The following is an 18,629-nucleotide window of genomic DNA, read 5'->3' on the forward strand; positions in this document are numbered from 1 at the left end:
CAAAAGCGGCTGTGCACTGCTCTTTCCCGGTAATATCGGCAAAAGGGTTGCGCTTTGAACACCTTTCTTTTGTAAACAACAACACCCGAGTCAGCTGAAATTTACAGTATTCAATCAAATAGAAATTACAGCATGATTTGTCACTCTGAACTGAGTCTGGAGCGAAAGGAGCACTTCGCTTTTATTTGAACGAGTGGAATATAAAAAAATGGGCCCGAAGGCCCATATATTTCTTACTGAGTTTGGTCATCTATTTTGGCATCAGGCGCATTTTTTTTGACTGACTCAATACCATTATCACGACCAGAGGCAGTTTTATAACTTTGACTGGTGCCGATAACCTGATGATTGGCAGCTTTCAAAGTGAAGGAAAACTTGCCGCCTGCTGATTCTTTCTTTTCATAACGGCTGTCATCCGGTGCATTTGTTCTGACTGATTCGATGCCGTTATTACAGGCTGATTTTGAAGAGTAACCTTCACTGCCCAAAATAATTTCACCATTACCGGCTTTGAGCCGGAAACGATGCTCCCCTGCTTTGTCTTCATAGATTTCGAACTTTGCTGCCATGACATTCTCCCTACCTCTGGTAAAAAAACACATTGCTTCCAAGTCGTTGAGATGAAAATAGTCTTTTTCTCAATGGCTTGCAACAAAATAATGTTGTCACAATAGTAGGTTGACGCTGATATATGAAGCTCAACAACTTTGATACAAGGCTGGAATTTTCGAACCAGATCACTGCATTCAGACTCCATATAACGAGGCTAATTCAACTCAACAAATACAGTTTTTACCGCGCTTTTTGGCTTTGTACATAGCTTCGTCGGCAGCTGCAATGAGCTGAGTGATTTGTTCACCCTGTTGAGGGAAAACAGAAATGCCGATACTGACTGATAGTTCTATTTCGTTTCCTTGCCATTCATAAGGTTTTGCGAGTTCCACCCGAATTTTTTCGGCGACGCCAAAAGCGCCATTTCGATTTTCAACGGCATCAAGCAAAACAACGAATTCATCGCCGCCAAACCTCACTACTGTATCCGTTTCACGAACACATTGCGTGATGCGGAGCGCGGCTTCCTTTAATAGACAATCTCCTGCTGCATGGCCAAAGGTATCGTTGGCCTCTTTGAATTTATCCAGATCCATATACATCAGGGCAAAATGCGTTTGTTCGCGTTTGGCCCGCAACAAGGATCGTTGTATACGATCCTGAAACAATTCACGATTTGGCAAGCCAGTCAAAGCATCGTACAAAGCGAGATATTGCAGTCGGTCAAGCATTTGGTGACGCTCTACAGCTGTACCAATTTGAGAAGCGGTAAAGGTCAGCAAAGCCTGGTCATTTTCGTTCAGTGAAAAATCCGGCTCGGTTAATGCCAATGCCATGAGGCCAAAACCTGCCTCATTTAATTGCAATGGGACCAGCAGCATTAATTTGCCATCAATTGTTTCAAGCGCCATATCACTGTGACTGGCGATTCTGAACATCACCTCATCTTTAAGCGGGCTTAAACAGTCCCTTACGCTTTCAAACAGCATCTTCCAGGTTTCATTCCCCGGCATTTTTAACGCAATACCAAAAGTCGCCACCGGTAAATGCGTATTAAGGTGATATAAAACCTGCTGACAAAGTGGCTTGATGTTATTGGTTCTGTGAGCAGTATCCGAGATAGAAATCAGCGATTGTTGCATCGCTTCAGCCGCTTTAATGCGGGTAATGTCACGGGCCACACCCAGACGCATTTTATGTTTTTCTGACCAGCTGGTTGACCAGAGCAGATGCACAACTTGACCGTCATTACGAATGTAACGGTTTTCAAAATCAAGCACTTGCTTATCCTGCATAACCGTCGTGATGCTTTGCTGAGTTTTGTCGTGATCTTCGGGATGCAACAGATCCAGCATTCGCTTGCCAATCATATCTTCCGGAGGATAACCAAAGACACGCTGTGCTCCGTTACTGATATAGATGATGCGACTTTCTTCATCCACCGCACAAATTGCGTCGAGCAGTAAATCTACGTATTCGCTAAATGAGTCAAGAAAAGGTTTATCCATGACATATTCTTACGTGTTGACAGGCATCTGACAAGCGAAACCGCCTTATATTCATGGTTAAGCTCTCTTATTGTTCTATTTCGCAGTCTGGGAATAAATCCATATCCAGGGTCCAATATTCACCTGAAAGTCAGGAAAAACCTCTCGCAACCATAAATCCATGAGGTCGTCATACAAAAGCAGTTTCTGTTTTTCTAACTCGGGAGGTACCCATGAAGCAGTCTTTTTTAACTGTAATATTTGCCACTTTATTTATCGGCCTGGCAGGTTGCGCCAAAGATCACATTATTGCGACCAATGATGGCCGCATGATTGATAGTGCAACCAAACCAGAAGTCAATGATGAAACCGGCATGATTGAATATGAAGACGAAGATGGTCGCGAGAACCAGATTCCTGTTGGGGATGTGAGTGAAATTAAAGAACGTTAATTGTGTAGGGCGGGCTTCGGCCCGCCGGTTCTTTTCTATGTTTTATACAGCCCAAAACGCTTTTCCACATCTTCACTCGACATGGGTCTGGCATACAGGTATCCCTGAATTTCATCACATCCATTTTGCTTAAGAAAGTCACATTGAGCCTGCGTTTCCACCCCTTCAGCGATGACATGAAGGCGTAACTGCCGTGCCAGAACAATTGTTGTCTGCACGATACTCATATCATCCGCATCATCAGGAATACCATCAATAAATGAGCGATCAATTTTAAGCCGGTCAAACGGAAAGCGTTTTAAGTAAGCGAGACTTGAATAACCGGTGCCATAATCATCCAATGCCAGACAAATTCCCATTTCATGTAATGAGTTTAATATGACAATTGCCTGTTCCGGGTTTTGCATGGCACTTGATTCAGTGACTTCCAGTTCCAGCAAATGGGCCGGGCATCCGGTTTCGTTGAGGATTTGTCTGACATCAATCGCTAAACCAACAGAATCAAGTTGTCGGCGTGACAGGTTGACCGCCATTCTGAAATTTGTTTTTCCGGCATCAAACCACGCTTTTGCCTGAGCGCAGGCTGTGCGTAAAACCCAATCTCCGATGGGTAAGATCAGCCCGGTTTCTTCTGCAACGGGAATAAAGTCTGCGGGTGAAATGATGCCGATTTCAGGATGTGACCATCTCAATAACGCTTCTGTACCAATACATTCCCCCGTGTCCAGATCCATCAACGGTTGATAATGCAGATAAAGCTGGTTTCGCTCTAATGCAAAACGAAGATCGTTTTCCAGTTGCAGCCGCGCATGAACCTTTTGATCCAATTCCGGACTGAAGAAACGGAAAATCCCTCTTCCATGCTCTTTGGCCAGATACAGGGAGGTATCTGCATATTTGACTAATAAGTCAGCATTATTGGCATCCCGTGGACACAGACTGATACCAATACTGGCATTGATATGCAGCTGACGGCCCAACACACTGAACGGTAGCGACAGTATATTTATCAGTTTGCTGGCAACATGTGCCGCATCATCCGGGCCGACAAGGCTGGGCAGCAGAATCAGGAACTCATCACCACCGACACGGCCGATGGTATCTTCTTCCCTTAATATCTGAGACAGACGGGCACCGACCTGTTGCAATAATAAATCACCGGTTTGATGACCCAGAGAGTCATTAATGTTTTTGAAACGATCCAAATCCAGAAACAGAACGGCTAATGTTTTTGAATGACGGATGGTGTGGGTAATCGCATGCTCAAGACGATTCATGGTCAGTAACCGGTTGGGCAAAGCCGTCAATGAGTCATGATAGGCAAGATATTCTATATGGGCTTCCTGTTCCTTACGTTCAGTAATGTCCTGAGCAGTACCCGCAACCCGGTAAATTTCACCCGCTTCATTTTCAATCGCAAAGGCCCGTTGGTGAATATGTTTGATGGCATGATCCGGACGAATAATCCGAAATTCTATATCGTATTCCCCACTGACTCTGCCTTCAGTCAGTGCTTGTCTGACATAATCGATATCTTCAGGATGGATGGTTTCCAGCCAGGATGCGGGGTTTTCGTAGAGGCTTTCGCAACTTCTGCCCCAGATTGCTTCATAAGCCGGGCTAATGTAAAGAATTTGACCCATCGCCAGATCGGACAGCCACACGACCTCTTCAATATTCTCGGCAAGCTGACGAAAACGTTCCTCCTGTTCCTGTAATGCGTTTTCAACGGCCTTTCTTTCCGTGATGTCATGTGTCAGCGCAAGATTGTAGCCGATGCCGTTATATTCAAAATAATTAGCATTTACTTCGATTGGAATAATTTTGCCTGACTTTGTCCGGTGTTTTGTTTCTAAACGGATTGAATGTTCCTGTTTGAGCTCTTCCCAATGCTCGCCCCAGCGATCTTCAGGCGTTTCTGGATCAACATCGTGCACCGTCATTTGCAAGAGTTCTTCACGGCTGTAACCCATCGCATGACAAGTCTCATCATTTACATAACGAATGCGTGCGTTCTTGTCTAACAGATAAATACATTCCTTTACCTGGTTAATGGCAAAGTTCAGCAAGGCAATACTTTGATCGGCCTTTTTATGCTGATCAATATTTTCTATCTGCGATACAAAATAGAGTGGCTGGTTATTCCTGTCCCGAACAATACTGGTCGTCAGCCTCGCCCAAAAATACTGACCGTTCTGATGTCGATAGCGTTTTTCAAGCTGAATAAAGGAAAGTTCGCCAGCTATCAGTCTGGTGACATCCTCTTTCCCTCTTAGCAAATCGTCAGGATGCGTCATTTCCTGATAGGTCATCTGTCGCAATTCTTCTTCAGAATAACCAAACATTTCATAGATAGATTGGTTGGCACGCAACCATTGTCCGTTTAACGATAATATTCCCATGCCGATGGCTGCAAATTCAAACGCCTGGCGAAAACGCTCATCACTTTCACGTTGCTCACGATATATCAGCAAACTGGTCAACCCATCCGATAAACGATGACCGATTTCACTGAATAAACGTTTTTCTTCACTGGTCCAGACACGTTGATACGAACATTGGTGTAAGCCAAACACCCATGGTTTACCTATTTTGGGATAGATTGCCGTGCCAATTAATGACCGCACCTGATAATCCCTCAGAAAGTCGGGCGAGTCAGGACTTTCGATATCCGTAATCAACGTAACTGGCTCACTTGAGCTCAGATACGCATTTATTGCCGCGGCAGATTCCGTTGTCATGGGGTAGTCAATCCCTGCCGCAAAACCGCCAGGGTAATCAGGATGAGTCTGTTCCATGGGCACACTCCACGAAGCACTCTCCGGATCACAGGGATAAATGAGCCATGCGCGATCACAACCAAAACAGTTGAGAATCGCTTCAAGAACATCACTCATCATCTTTTCAAGATTATTGGTGCCCTGAATGGCTCGATTGACTTGATCCAGAGATTCCAGAAAATGCAGATGCGCCTGATGTTCCTGTTCATTGCGTCCAGCCTCGGTGATGTCCTGAAAATACCCATGCCAGACAATACCCGTTTCGGTATCTTCATCTGCTTCAGGCAAGGCCTTGCAGTCCACCAGAATCTCGCCTTTTACAGGATTTAATACCCGCCACCGTATGTTAACGGGTTGCATCGTCAGTGCCGAGGCATGCAATTCCTGCAGTATATTGGCCTGATCATCAGGATGAACGTACTCCCAGGCCAGAGAGGAATCTTTGATGATCTCGGTATGGGTAATACCGAAAATATCAATTAGGCCGGCTGTACTGTCGAGTATGGCTATCCGATTTCTGGCCTGCAGGCAAAACTTCACAATGGCAACCGGCAACGTATCTGCTAAACGATTATTCACAGATATCTTTCTGGAAATATTTTGGCTGTGGAATTCATTAAAAATACGGTTAACACCTTGTCTTTGATTAAAACTTAACTATTGATTTAAGGGTTTTGTATACAGATTTTTGGATCCGGTCAGACCGTTAAAAAGCAATCGAATGAATAGTTGAGGCATCCTGCACACACCTAAATTTAAAGAAATATTAGGCATATTCCCCTATTATTACAAGGGGTATTCCTGCCCCAAAAAAGGATGTTTTCTCTGACTATAGAGACTGCCCCTTAAGAAATAAAAATATTTCGGGCTGTAGATATGGAATGGCATTGTAAGCCTGTTAATCAAAAAAACCTATGCACTCCATCGCAAAATTAAGCATAGCGTATTCAACTGAACATGTTCATGTTAGCAACGATATATTTATGCCTTGCTCAGGGAGTATAGGTTAAAGGCTAGTTTGGTAAGAGGTGAAAAAACCGTTGATTCGGTGTCGAGTTCATAAAAATAGTTACCTCGTTTTTTTCAACAAAACAGGCATTGATGATCAGGTTTTCATAAAGCCAGTAAATAAAACCGCCTTGCTCAACCCGGTAGCGCCATTGGTACTGAAACTGCATCCATCCGTTATTTAGTGTGGCGAGTAATTTGGGCTGTTCATCGACCTGCAGTCGGGCTTTAAACTCGACTGTCTGGACATCCAGATCAAACCTGAAACGGTCAATCAACACAGCATTTTCCACCAACTGACAACGAATACGATTGCCCATCACATCGTCACCCTGCTGATCCAGCAACACCCGCCCATCAAAGAGCATTTGTGCCGAAGAACTAATGGGATATCGCCCGGGTAAGGCTTGCCGTTGTTCAATATGTTGTTCTGAAAGCTGAGATTTATCCCACTGCCGAATGATGATTTGCAGAACCAGTTTTTTCATGATGAATATTCGGGTGTTGATCCCCCACACCAGCTGACTGACTGGTATGGGGTCATTCGCTAGTTGACCAGACTTTGAATCGGCGCAGGAATTCGTCCACCCAATCGTACAAAGCGATTTTCATGACTGCCCATATTGACGGCCATCACCGGGCCTTCACCCAATAAACCACCGAAACGCACAATATCACCAGCTTTTTTGCCAGGCGCAGGAATCAACCTTGCGGCTGTCGTTTTCTTATTGATAACACCGATGGCCATTTCATCCGCAATGATTGCTGAAATCATTTCAGCTGAGGTATCACCCGGGATTGCCACCATATCCAGACCGACAGAACAGACAGCGGTCATGGCTTCAAGTTTTTCCAGACTCAAGGTGCCATTGGCTGCTGACTCAGCAATGGTCAGATCTTCACAAACCGGAATAAACGCACCACTCAATCCGCCCACATGTGAACTGGCAAAGGCGCCACCTTTTTTAACGGCATCATTCAACATGGATAAAAACGCGGTACTGCCTGGCGCACCAAATGCCGGTATGCCAATCGCTTCAAAGATTTCGCCAACACTGTCATTACGATTCGGTGTAGGTGCCAGAGACAAGTCGACAATACCAAATGGCAGATTAAGTAATTGTGCCACTTCGCGGCCAACCAGCTCACCGGCACGAGTTAATCTGGCAGCCGTTTGTTTAATCACGTCCGCCGCACGGCTCAGATCCATATTGTCATCTTCAGCCAGGGCTTTTTCCAAAGCGGCTTTCACTACGCCCGGTCCACTCACCCCTACACTGACAACGGCATCTGCCTCACCGATACCTAGATAAGCACCCGCCATAAACGGTACATCCTGCGGAATATTGGCAAACACCACTAATTTAGCAGCGGCCAGGCCATCATCATCAGCGGTGAGTTCTGCAGCCTGTTTAATGATTTGTCCCATCTTGAGAATGGCATCCATATTGATACCGGCACGGGTACTGGCAACATTGACTGATGAGCAGATGCGTTGCGTTTCAGTCAGCGCCTGGGGAATCGCTTCGATCAAAGCCTGATCACCTTTACTCATGCCCTTCTCTACCAGCGCAGTAAATCCACCGATAAAATCCACACCCAGTTCATGTGCTGCCTTATCAAGCGTAACGGCCACCTCCACTAATTGCTTTGAACTGAAAGGCGCACCCACCACACCGATTGGACTAATGGAAATACGTTTGTTGGCAACTTCAATGCCATAGCGTCTTTCGATACGGTTACAGGAAGCGACCAATTGGCCAGCGTAACGAGTGATTTTGTCGTAAATTTTACGTTTGAACGTTTCCAGATCATGACTGACACAATCCGTCAGGTTGATGCCAACAGTCACGGTGCGAAGATCCAGGTTTTGTTCCCGCACCATCATCAGGGTTGAAATAATATCTTTTTCGTTGAGCATGAGGGTTTCCTTAATTGCTGATGTTGCTCACGGATTCGAAAATCTTGCGATGCTGTGTATCGATTTCGATATCCAGTCTTTGACCGACTTCCTCTAACGCGTCACGCAGATCCTGCATAACGGTTGAACGCGGTACATCAACTTCAAACACCATCAGATTATCCATCGGGTTTTTGCCGCCCTTAAATATTGCCTGAATATTCGTGATATTAACGCCATGTTGCGCCAGATGGGTAGACACTTCTGCCACCAGTCCACGACGATCAGGCCCGATGACGGTCAGGATGTAGGGCTGAACTTCAGGTGTATTTTCCTGCCAGGGGGTTAATTGCTCATCCCAGGGATCGACATGGATCGACAGTCGCATCTTCTGACCAACTTGCTGAAGCGCCTGATGAAGCTCTTCGCACTGTTTTTCTTCGGGCATCGACACCATTAATAACGCGCCGAATACTGATTGAAGCAACGTTTGACTGAGGTTTTCTATATTACCGCCATGTTCAGTGATGACAGTGGCGACCGCCGCCATAATGCCGGGTTGGTCAGTGCCAAGAACCGAAATAAGTGCCTTATTCACGATGTCTCCTTGTATGAGATCGATGGATGAAAATCTAAAATGGGCAATGCCAGTTATCAACGATGGCTACCGGAAGCTAAATAGACAACGGCTTTGCGACAATATCGCAATGTGCATCGAATTTATAATGCCGTTTTTCATTAGGGGAATACGGTATGCAGATAATGATTAAGTCGGATAGCTTAACAAATGAGGGCAAAACAGCGTAATTCAATGACGGTTTTCACTTAATGAGCTGTGATTAGATATAGGTATCTAATTTTCTACTGAATGTCGGCTCTTTATCAATCGCAACTTTATGATTGATTGCATTATCTTCACGTTTGGCACGCTGCTCATTTTGCAATTTTTGCTGCTGCATCGCTTCTAGCTGCATTATCTGGGCCTGGGTGACCTGGATTTGCATTTGAATCATTTTGATCTTATCGACTGTCTTGGGCGTTCTTTCCTGACTCGCCTGTTTCAGCTCTTCAAACAGATCGACGAGTTTTTGTTTTAATGCCGCTATTCTGGACTCTAGCGAACGGCCAGCTGATTTATTATCACTCACAACCGATTGACCGGAAGCAGAGAGAGAACGCATGTCGACAGTAATCCCTATACTCATGATAGAGTTTCCATAAACAGATCAATCACAATGTCGGCATTTATCAGAATAACGTTAATTTTTCTGCCGGCTTATTAAAAAACCACGTTTCGCTTACTTAATCACGGGTTGCTTTATGGCCATTCAATTTTTACCCATTATCAAAGCAGTCGCACCGTATGTCGCCCAGGTTGCGGCCTATGCCATTCCTGCCTTTACCGCTAAACCTGAAACCGTTAAGGCTGATCCGGTTCTGGTAAAGCAGATCGAAGAATTACAGGAGGCGGCGACGCAGAATGCCCAATCCATTCATGTCCTTGCCGAGAACATGCAGCAAGCGATTAGCGGATTTGAAACCGCTGCTGAACAGGCCAAAAAGCAGGTTGCAACTTATCGTACTCTGCTGTTTATATCGTTTGGGCTATCGACAGTAGCTATTTTGATTTGTCTCTATCTACTGCTCAGGTAAGGAATTAGCGTTGCCACATTGCATCATCGAATATTCCAGCAGTTTGGAATCGGCCCTGTCGCCGTCCCTTCTGGTTGATGTTGTGCATCAGGCTACGCTGGATTCGGGATTATTTGATACATCACACATCAAAACGCGTGCCCTGGCATACGATTATTTTCAACTGGCTGTTGAGTATCATGACTTTATTCATGTAACCATCAGGCTGCATAGTGGCCGTACAGTGCTACAGAAGCAACGGCTAACAGCGGGGATCCTGCAAGCTCTGGAAAATATCAAATTGTCGGCAATAACATTAACGGTTGAGGCGGTTGATATGCATAGCGAAAGCTATGCCAAACACTCTGTAATCCAGGGTTTTGTTAGTCGTGAATAACCAGCTTGATGTGCGGTAATTGCTGATGACGCATTGCCGTGACGGATGGATTCTCTCCAAACAGATTGGTGTAGTCTTGCGTAAACTGACCAGCATGAAAAAAACCGTGTTGCTGCGCGATCATCGAAATGGTTTCGTCTTTCTGTAACCCCTCCAGCAAAACTCGTCTTACCGCATTAAGCCGCGAAATTCGTACACACTTCAACGGACTGATTCCCATTACATCTTCAAAACAGTATTGCAAAGTACGTCGACTGACATGTGCCAGGTGACACATATCCGTAATCGTTATGGGTTTGTCATGATGTTCTTCCAGATAAGTCGTCACTTTTTGCACAACTGCACGACGTTTGGCAAAGCTTGGCTTTTGGGGAATCTTCTGTTCGTTTTGTTGCAAAATTTCCAGCACAGCCATCATTAATATCTCTTCCTGATGATGTCTGCTCAGCCTGTCCTGCTGAGGTTTCAATACCTCATTAAGCAAATATCGCAGAGAATTAAGTTTGGCTGAGTGCCATACCCTTAATGGTGAATGAAACAGGCTGTTATCCAGTTTTATTCCGTTCTCACAGGCGACTTCGTTCAAGTTGTCCTGATTGACTACAATGCCAAAAATATTAAATTGCTCTGGGGTGACCAGTTCAAACTGCGTATTGCCTGGCCGAATCATCACATGATCCCGACTAATATGATGACCGTTAATGCGACAAGACTTTTCATCTGCTGACAGTCCCAACCAGATTGCATTTGGCCAGACATTGCATTGTTGCCTCACCGTTTGACTGGTGTGCTCACGAAATGCATGTATTGATTCAAAGCGTACTTCTTCAATTCTGCCGTAAAAACGCCCATGACTCATCTGGTCATATTGCTGTTGCCAGTCTTTCAGATTATGCGCCTGCTCATCCGCATCCGTTGCCTCCAGAACGCACCATTTCGATACAACCCCGCTTTGTTTAGGTGCAAATTTTGCCAGTTCGTCTGTCATTTGCTTTACCTGTTTTAGTAATAAAGCCGCCCGCAGCTAAGTAAGTAACTGAATATAAACCTAATATTTTTTTGCCGATTTTCGATATTCGCTGGGTACAGATATCGCATTAATCATTTGTAAACTTTGTTTATTCACAGGCAATTTTTATTCCATCCACTTGGATTTAAAGAAATTTATGGGCCAGAGCTATCGTTACCAATTGGGCAGCAAAACCTATCAATTTGCCAACCTGGCAGATCTGATGGCTAAGGCATCCCCTGCTCGATCTGGAGACCGGTTGGCGGGTGTTATTGCGGAAACAGCAGAGCAACGTGCAGTTGCCCAGTTACTGTTGGCTGAAGTGCCATTGAAAACCTTTCTGAATGAAACTTTAGTGCCTTATGAAGAGGATGAAATCACCCGATTAATTATCGATGAACATGATGTCCAGGCGTTTTCGACTATTTCACATCTGACTGTCGGCGATTTTCGTAACTGGCTACTGACCGATGCAACTGATACCGAAAAACTAAATCAGGTCAGTCCCGGTGTGACCCCGGAAATGGCGGCTGCAGTCAGCAAAATCATGCGTAATCAGGATCTGATTCTGGTGGCTCAGAAATGTCAGGTGGTTACTTCTTTTCGCAACACCATTGGTCTGCCAAAACGTTTATCTACCCGTCTGCAACCCAATCATCCGACGGATGATGTCAATGGCATCGCCGCCAGCATGCTGGATGGTCTGCTTTACGGTTCTGGTGATGCGGTTATTGGCATTAATCCGGCAACTGATAATGTGACTCAGGCCACTCGTTTGATGTGTTTGATGGATGAAGTGATTTCCTTATATGAGATCCCGACTCAATCCTGCGTTTTGACCCACGTCACTAACACCCTGGAATGCATCGAAAACGGTGCGCCGGTGGATCTGGTATTTCAATCGATCGGCGGTACCGAAAAAACCAATAGCAGCTTTGGCTTTAATCTGGCGATATTAGCTGAAGCTCAGCAAGCCGCTTTGTCACTTAATCGTGGCACGGTCGGACAGAACGTCATGTATTTCGAAACCGGACAAGGCAGTTCGCTGTCAGCCAATGCCCATCATGGTCTGGATCAACAAACCTGCGAAGCTCGCGCCTACGCCGTGGCTCGTAAATTCAAGCCATTACTGGTCAATACTGTCGTCGGCTTTATTGGTCCTGAATATTTGTTTGATGGAAAGGAGATTATTCGTGCGGGTCTGGAAGATCATTTCTGTGGCAAGTTACTGGGGCTACCAATGGGCTGCGATGTCTGCTACACCAATCATGCCGAAGCCGATCAGAATGATATGGATAATCTGCTGACCTTACTCGGTACGGCTGGATGTTCGTTTGTGATGGGCATTCCCGGCTCAGACGACATCATGCTCAATTATCAGACAACATCTTTTCATGATGCTTTGTATGCCCGCCGTGTTTTGGGTTTGGGTGCTGCGCCGGAATTCGAAGCGTGGCTGGAAAAGATGCAGATCATGAGCAATGCCGGGATGGCCTGCTTGAGCAATCATTTCCCCCCCGCCTTTGCTGGCACACTGAGTCATTCCGCCGTGAAACATTATCATGGTTGAAGTTACCAACATGTTGATTGTTGATGACGAACAGGCAGCCGATAGCCTGATCACTCATAACCCATGGCGTCAACTCAGACAATTTACGGCTGCTCGAATTGGTATTGGCAGAGCCGGTGTCAGCACCCCAACTCGTGAAACCCTCGAATTTCAATTAGCTCATGCTCAGGCGCGTGATGCCGTGCATACCGAACTGGATATCGAAACCCTACAACAACAGCTAAAACAACTGCAGCAAGAATTTCCACAAATCAATTCACAACAATCACTGGTATTACACAGCAAAGCCATTGATCGCGTGACTTATTTGCAACGTCCGGACTATGGCCGTCAGCTAGATGAAGCGGGTTTTGCCAGTTTGAAACCGCATTACACCAACACTCCTTACGACCTGGCTTTAGTGATTGCCGATGGATTATCTGCAAAGGCCATTCACCAAAATGCGGTGAAGTTTATTGCCAGTTTATTGCCGTTACTGCTGAAAGAAATTCCAGACTTTTCCCTGGCGCCAATCAGCCTGGTCAATCAAGGCCGAGTGGCCATTGGTGATGATATCGGTGAAGCGTTGAATGCCCGGGCGGTGTTGATTCTTATTGGTGAACGTCCCGGTCTCAGTTCACCTGACAGCCTTGGCTTATATCTGACCTGGTCGCCCAAAAGAGGCCTGACCGATGACAAGCGTAACTGCATTTCCAATGTACGGCTGGCAGGCCTTTCTTATGCTGCGGCTGCACATAAATGTCTCTATCTGCTAAGCGAAGCTCGCAGACTCCAGTGTTCTGGGGTTGCTATCAAGGATCGTTCAACTGAGAAGATCATTGATAGCAGCGCCGTTCAAACCAGCTTTTTGCTGGACAACAACGTTGACCGAAAAGGGGTGAATGGGAAATGACTTTAACTAAAAAGAGGATAGTAAGATGGAAAACTCGCCAACACTAGAATCCTTGCAGGCAGCTTTGGATGCCCAGCAAGCTGTGTTTGAAATGCATCAGGCCATGAATATAGAAGTTTTTTACTGGTGGTGTACTGCCATCATGTTAATGATTCATGCTGGCTTTCTGGCTTATGAAATGGGTGCTTCACGAAGTAAAAATGCGTTAGCCGCCGGTATCAAGAATATTCTTGCTATTGCAGTGATTATTCCGGCTTTTTACCTGTTCGGCTGGTGGATTTATAACGCTTTTCCAAATGGCTTTGTGCCGATTGAAGCTGCAGCAGCACTGCCCTGGTCCGCTAGTATGGGACCGGATGTTCAGGATATGGGAACCGGCATATTCTGGGCTGCGTTTGCTTTATTTGGTGCGACCACGGGCTCAATACTCTCCGGGGCCGTCATTGAACGGATACGCGTCAGTTCCTTTTTGATTCTGACTATCTTCCTCGGAGGTGTGGTCTGGATTATGGCAGGTGCATGGGGCTGGCATCCAGATGGCTGGTTATTAACCAAATTTGGTTACCACGATCTCGGTGCATCGGGCGTTGTGCATGCTGTAGCCGGTTTCTTTACATTAGGTGTATTAATGAATCTGGGCGCTCGTAAAGGCAAATTTATCAACGGCGTACCACAAATCATTTCACCACACAGTCTGCCAATGACATTGATTGGTCTGATGATGATTATCTTTGGCTTCTTTGGTTTCCTTGGTGGCTGCATCATCTTCAATGGTGGCGAGACAGGTTGGAGTACGATTTATGGTACACCAACGAACCTGTCAGCATTCGCCTTCAATACGCTGATGGGATTTGCCGGTGGCATCATTGGTTGCTACATCGCAACACGTGATCCTTTCTGGACCATGTCAGGTGGTCTGGTCGGTATTATTTCAGTGGCTGCCGGTCTGGATCTCTATTCTCCTTCACTGGCTTTCATCATTGCCGTTTGCACCGGCATTGTCGCTATCCAATTTGCTAAATTCCTTGAAAAACGCGGTATTGATGATGCCGTCGGCGCCGTAACTGTCCATGGATTTACAGGTTTGGCCGCATTAGTCATGGTTGGCGTGTTTGCTGGTGGAACACCCAACATTGAAGGGTTGCCTGCAATCAGCTTTACCGGTCAGTTAATCGGTGCGGCGGTAATGGGGCTGATGGGTTTTGTTCCAGGGTATGGTTTATCGCTGTTACTGAAAAAAGCCAATATCCTGCGGGTGCCTGAAGCCTGTGAAGATATTGGTATTGATGAAGTGGAAATTCTCGCCAAGCCATACCCTGAAGGTAGCGTTCCAGCAATGACGGCAATGACTACCAGTGAAGTACCAAATAAATTAGCCAGTTCTGAAGCATAAGGAGCTTTATTATGGGAAGTTCAATTACAACCTGGGAAAACGTCAGTGCCTACTTTACCTTTGCAGATAATCCATTTGCATTGGTGTTATTTGCCCTTGGCGCTGCGGCGATTCTTGTTGGCTTGATTATCTCCATCATCCGCCATGAAAATGCGGCATTTGAAAAAATCAAATAGCATTGATTCCTGCTTTTGCAGGGTTTACTGATGTATCTGTTAATAATAACCCCGGCTTCAGGCTGGGGTTATTCCATTCGAAGCTATCACTATTTATGCACCACCTGAATAATCATTTCTTTATTAAAAATTCGGTTTTGCTGTTTTAGCCTGTATTGGCCTGGTCCATAACCGGTAATTTTTTTAAAATGATGGGTAAAATGCGCCTGATCAAAGTACCCACAATTTAATGCCGTTTCCACCAGTAGTTGCTCAGGATTCAGTTTGAGTAGATGTCGAGCTTTCTTAATTCTCAATAGCATTTTGAGCTGATTGGGTGCAATACCCACCTGATGGTAAAAATAGCGCTCTGCTTGCCGACGGGTTATTCCCATTCTGTTCAAGGTAGAAATAAGATCTGCATCGGCAACTTCAAATTGGTGACAAAGGTGTTGTACCGGCCCCGAAACCGGTCGCTGCTTTATAAATTGCTTAAGCAACCAAGCTTCTGTCAGATGGATACGACTTTGCAAATCGGCATGAACCAGTTGCTCAAATAAAAGATCTAGCCCTTTAAGCTGAATGTCTTTCGCCGGCAAGATATCCATAACCATTTCGTTCATTGGCAAACCCAGTAATGCGTTTGCACCTCCAGGTTTAAAACGAATACCGAAACTATCTACTGCTGATTCAAAACTGATGGAGTGAAACCTTTGCAAAGCACTAAACCAGCTACCCTCGGCATCACCTTTAAAGTGGAATATCAGACTGCTGCCGCCATCTGGATATAACTTTTCCTGGTGGCGTTGTTGCAATTGGGTTTTGGCAGACCAGAAACATTCGATCCAGGGCGACAGTTTGACGCTGGGCAAAACACGTTGATAGCCAAGATAAACAAGCTCTTGAATGTCATTAGCTGTTTGCATGAGGTTGCATTTCCATTTCAGCCTGCTGGAACACCCTGTATTTTTATTTTATCCATCCAGTTCATTCAAGGGGATTACTGTTTTGGCACCTTGGGATTTGATAAAAATCACCAAAAACGCCGCATCACTCTCCTCACTGGCATTACGAGAAACCAGATGAATATCTTCAGGCGATTCATAAAATGTATCACCAGCAACTAATCTGACAAGCTCACCACCTTCAACCTGCATTTCAACTGTCCCTTCAAGCATATAGACCAAGGTATGAGCGCGATGTCTGTGGGGTTCAGATTTTTCTCCTGGGGCATACCGTACCTTTATCATCTCAATTTCTTCATTAAATGGAGCCTGAAGGTGGTGTGACATGAGATCAGTAATTTCGGTCGCATTAACGACTGGCGTAAAAAACACAATAATCAAGGCAAGCCGCATAAATATAGCAAAGACACTGTTTTTATTTAACATGCTCATATTCTCCTATGCATTGGGTATTTTGCGTTCAGGAATAAAATGGAAAGCCGCCACTATCCTGTTCCAGCTATTAATTTTCACAATAGTCGCCACGAGTGCAATCCGTTCGGTTTCAGAGAAATGCTGGCTTAAATCGGAATAATCTGCTTCGGATACCTGATGGGATGGTAGTTGTGTAAGCCGTTCACAAAGGTTTAGTGCTGCTGCTTCCTGTTCAGAGAACCAGGGGACTTCACGCCATGCAGCGATGACATCCAATCTTTGCTGATCTTCACCCAAATCGCGAGCATGTTTGAAATGCATGTCCAGACAAAAGCCACACCCATTTATCTGAGAAGCCCGGATTTCCAGCAAGCAGATCAGGCGTTTGTCCAGGATTATGTTATCGACTGCATCGGCTATTAAACCAAGTCCTTGAGGTAAAGCAGGAAACAGCCGATAAACTTTTGCCTGGTTGATTCTTGACATAATTCACTCCGCATTTAAATAACGCAGTGAATTATGTCGGTAACCAGATTTGTTGAATTGTAAATTTGCGTCAAATCAGATTTATTTATCTAGTAGCACTGAAAATAACGTGTTCAGTTAAATAAGGTAAAATTGCCTATTCGGATCAATTTCTATCCCAGTCTTTTAAATCGCGCATAGCGTACTTAATCGCACGTTCCCAGGCTTGATCCGTATTGCCCCGAAAATCATAGGATTTACGCTTAATCATTTTGCCGGTATTAACATCTTTAAATTCGACATGTAATGTTGAAATCAAATGACTCATCCGGAATACATTTGGCACAATAACCATCTCTGCCCCAAGCTCTTTCGCCAATGTAATTTCACAACCATTACAGTTATGCAGATCCTGCTTTTCATCAGCGGATTTCACTTTTTCCAGTGAGTCAGCATCATTGATAATAGTAAACCGTGTTTTGTCCTGTAATTCGGTACGCAGGTGTTCACTGAATTTAGCAATCTTTTCTGCATTCTCGGCTTTATCACCGGTGACGGTACTATCACCAGTAATCAGAATATCCAGTACCAACGTTTTGTAATCATGTTTTTGATGATCCTCAGCCATGACGACAGCCGTACTGGTCATTAACAGAAAAATCAGAAAATATTTGATAGAACGAGTCCTAAACAGCATGTATAACTCCTTAAAAAAGTGTCTTTCACCATAACAGTGACAAGTCTCAAGCCAAACAGTTTTTTGACTGCTAACAGCGGGATATTTGCCCGGATATAGGGATGACCGTCAGTTAATGCTGAAACTGACCATTTTGCAGGAAAAATAAAGTCTGTAATTGAACTGCGGAATTGCTCATAATGAACGGGTGAGCTTGCTCTACAACCAGAAAATCCTGCATACCTTCCAGCCTGGCATTTTCAATGGAAACCTTGCCATCATCCGGCCCTGGAATCAGTGACGATAAAATCAGATTGATCGATCGGTTTCCAGTGATAACACCTGACTCAAAAGTCGCAGGTCCCAATTGATTAGGTAATGAATCCTCTGCGGTACCAAGTTGTTTTCCGGCAGGCCCGTTAATCCATTGAAACAGCCCCCAGGTGCCGAGCTTATCGACTACTTCACTACCCTGATTAGGGGGGGACAGCATTACCACCCTACCGATATGAATATTTTCATATTCAGCAGCTATTTGTCTGACAATAATGCCGCCCAATGAATGGGTGACAAAGTGAATAGCTTTCTCAGAATTGGCAAAACATTGTTGTATTTCCGGTATCACAAACTCGCGGGTCAACGTCTCAATGCGATGTTTGCGTGATGGATAATCAATATTGCAAACGTTATAGCCCGCTTTGCTGAGCCGTTTCTGCATTGAGTCCATCGACCCTGCTGTGCGGGCCAGACCATGTAATAACACGACATTACCGGCGCTTTGCTGACCAACAGCAACGGATGGCATTATGCCGGGGAATATCAGGCATAACACCACCAGCGTTTTTCGAAATAACCATTTGATCTGCATTATCCATTTAAACA

20 protein-coding genes are annotated in these 18,629 nt (G+C 45.1%); 7 read left to right on the forward strand and 13 right to left on the reverse strand.

The features are described 5' to 3' along the window. Window positions 1-233: 233 nt before the first annotated feature. Window positions 234-569 (reverse strand): YegP family protein, encoded by a 336-nt coding sequence (locus B2W60_RS13360; protein WP_292359225.1) that lies wholly within the window; start codon window positions 567-569, stop codon window positions 234-236. A 207-nt stretch (window positions 570-776) separates the two neighbouring features. After that, on the reverse strand, window positions 777-2,060 hold the full coding sequence (locus B2W60_RS13365) for a GGDEF domain-containing protein (RefSeq protein ID WP_292359223.1): 1,284 nt from the start codon (window positions 2,058-2,060) through the stop codon (window positions 777-779). Between the two features lie 212 nt (window positions 2,061-2,272). On the opposite strand from B2W60_RS13365, the gene B2W60_RS13370 reads away from it, so the two are divergent. Then, window positions 2,273-2,491 carry a YgdI/YgdR family lipoprotein gene (locus B2W60_RS13370; RefSeq protein ID WP_292359221.1) on the forward strand — a complete coding sequence of 73 codons (219 nt, stop codon included), beginning with the start codon at window positions 2,273-2,275 and terminating at the stop codon, window positions 2,489-2,491. 35 nt (window positions 2,492-2,526) lie between these two features. On the opposite strand, the gene B2W60_RS13375 is transcribed toward B2W60_RS13370, so the two are convergent. The 5 genes from B2W60_RS13375 to B2W60_RS13395 form a co-directional block, all read right to left on the reverse strand. After that, the gene (locus B2W60_RS13375; protein ID WP_292359219.1) at window positions 2,527-5,850 is read right to left on the reverse strand and encodes an EAL domain-containing protein; all 3,324 of its coding nucleotides are present in this window, start codon (window positions 5,848-5,850) and stop codon (window positions 2,527-2,529) included. Between the two features lie 434 nt (window positions 5,851-6,284). Beyond that, window positions 6,285-6,767, reverse strand: coding sequence for a hypothetical protein (locus B2W60_RS13380; RefSeq protein ID WP_292359217.1), 483 nt, complete (start codon window positions 6,765-6,767; stop codon window positions 6,285-6,287). Window positions 6,768-6,826: 59 nt separating this feature from the next. Continuing rightward, window positions 6,827-8,200, reverse strand: coding sequence for a PFL family protein (locus B2W60_RS13385; protein ID WP_292359214.1), 1,374 nt, complete (start codon window positions 8,198-8,200; stop codon window positions 6,827-6,829). Between the two features lie 10 nt (window positions 8,201-8,210). Beyond that, the gene (locus B2W60_RS13390) at window positions 8,211-8,777 is read right to left on the reverse strand and encodes a glycine cleavage system protein R (protein WP_292359212.1); all 567 of its coding nucleotides are present in this window, start codon (window positions 8,775-8,777) and stop codon (window positions 8,211-8,213) included. A gap of 241 nt (window positions 8,778-9,018) precedes the next feature. Continuing rightward, entirely contained in the window at window positions 9,019-9,384 is a 366-nt protein-coding gene (locus B2W60_RS13395; RefSeq protein ID WP_292359211.1) for a FlxA-like family protein, read from the reverse strand. Window positions 9,385-9,499: 115 nt separating this feature from the next. Between B2W60_RS13395 and B2W60_RS13400 the strand changes: the two genes are divergently transcribed. Together B2W60_RS13400 and B2W60_RS13405 are read left to right on the forward strand one after the other, a co-directional pair. Continuing rightward, the gene (locus tag B2W60_RS13400; protein ID WP_292359209.1) at window positions 9,500-9,832 is read left to right on the forward strand and encodes a hypothetical protein; all 333 of its coding nucleotides are present in this window, start codon (window positions 9,500-9,502) and stop codon (window positions 9,830-9,832) included. Between the two features lie 10 nt (window positions 9,833-9,842). Next, window positions 9,843-10,208, forward strand: a complete 366-nt coding sequence (locus B2W60_RS13405) for a 5-carboxymethyl-2-hydroxymuconate Delta-isomerase (protein ID WP_292359207.1) — start codon at window positions 9,843-9,845, stop codon at window positions 10,206-10,208. Here B2W60_RS13405 and B2W60_RS13410 read toward each other — a convergent pair. Continuing rightward, window positions 10,195-11,196, reverse strand: coding sequence for a helix-turn-helix domain-containing protein (locus B2W60_RS13410; protein WP_292359205.1), 1,002 nt, complete (start codon window positions 11,194-11,196; stop codon window positions 10,195-10,197). The genes B2W60_RS13405 and B2W60_RS13410 overlap by 14 nt on opposite strands. Before the next feature lie 178 nt (window positions 11,197-11,374). Here B2W60_RS13410 and B2W60_RS13415 point away from each other — a divergent pair, with 178 nt between their 5' ends. The 4 genes from B2W60_RS13415 to B2W60_RS13430 are packed head-to-tail and all read left to right on the forward strand — an operon-like array spanning window position 11,375 to window position 15,248. Beyond that, entirely contained in the window at window positions 11,375-12,787 is a 1,413-nt protein-coding gene (locus B2W60_RS13415; RefSeq protein WP_292359204.1) for an ethanolamine ammonia-lyase subunit EutB, read from the forward strand. Then, window positions 12,780-13,679 (forward strand): ethanolamine ammonia-lyase subunit EutC, encoded by a 900-nt coding sequence (gene eutC, locus B2W60_RS13420; RefSeq protein WP_292359202.1) that lies wholly within the window; start codon window positions 12,780-12,782, stop codon window positions 13,677-13,679. Before B2W60_RS13415 ends, eutC begins: the two co-directional genes overlap by 8 nt. A gap of 25 nt (window positions 13,680-13,704) precedes the next feature. After that, window positions 13,705-15,072, forward strand: a complete 1,368-nt coding sequence (locus B2W60_RS13425; RefSeq protein WP_292359200.1) for an ammonium transporter — start codon at window positions 13,705-13,707, stop codon at window positions 15,070-15,072. An 11-nt stretch (window positions 15,073-15,083) separates the two neighbouring features. Beyond that, window positions 15,084-15,248: a hypothetical protein gene (locus B2W60_RS13430; RefSeq protein WP_292359198.1), complete on the forward strand. Its 165-nt coding sequence runs from the start codon at window positions 15,084-15,086 to the stop codon at window positions 15,246-15,248. A gap of 89 nt (window positions 15,249-15,337) precedes the next feature. Here the strand turns inward: B2W60_RS13430 and B2W60_RS13435 are convergent, their stop codons facing one another. From B2W60_RS13435 to B2W60_RS13455, 5 genes are all read right to left on the reverse strand, one after another. Continuing rightward, on the reverse strand, window positions 15,338-16,153 hold the full coding sequence (locus B2W60_RS13435; protein ID WP_292359196.1) for an AraC family transcriptional regulator: 816 nt from the start codon (window positions 16,151-16,153) through the stop codon (window positions 15,338-15,340). 48 nt (window positions 16,154-16,201) lie between these two features. Next, on the reverse strand, window positions 16,202-16,618 hold the full coding sequence (locus tag B2W60_RS13440) for a cupin domain-containing protein (RefSeq protein ID WP_292359194.1): 417 nt from the start codon (window positions 16,616-16,618) through the stop codon (window positions 16,202-16,204). Window positions 16,619-16,630: 12 nt separating this feature from the next. Then, on the reverse strand, window positions 16,631-17,092 hold the full coding sequence (locus B2W60_RS13445; RefSeq protein WP_292359192.1) for a carboxymuconolactone decarboxylase family protein: 462 nt from the start codon (window positions 17,090-17,092) through the stop codon (window positions 16,631-16,633). Between the two features lie 145 nt (window positions 17,093-17,237). Next, a complete protein-coding gene (locus B2W60_RS13450; RefSeq protein ID WP_292359190.1) occupies window positions 17,238-17,768 on the reverse strand; it encodes a DUF3280 domain-containing protein in 531 nt (176 codons plus the stop codon). Window positions 17,769-17,880: 112 nt separating this feature from the next. Continuing rightward, complete coding sequence (locus tag B2W60_RS13455) at window positions 17,881-18,615, reverse strand: esterase/lipase family protein (RefSeq protein ID WP_292359188.1); 735 nt, start codon at window positions 18,613-18,615, stop codon at window positions 17,881-17,883. Window positions 18,616-18,629 lie beyond the last annotated feature (14 nt).

The organism is Methylophaga sp. UBA2496 (assembly GCF_002341635.1).
Classification (GTDB): domain Bacteria; phylum Pseudomonadota; class Gammaproteobacteria; order Nitrosococcales; family Methylophagaceae; genus Methylophaga.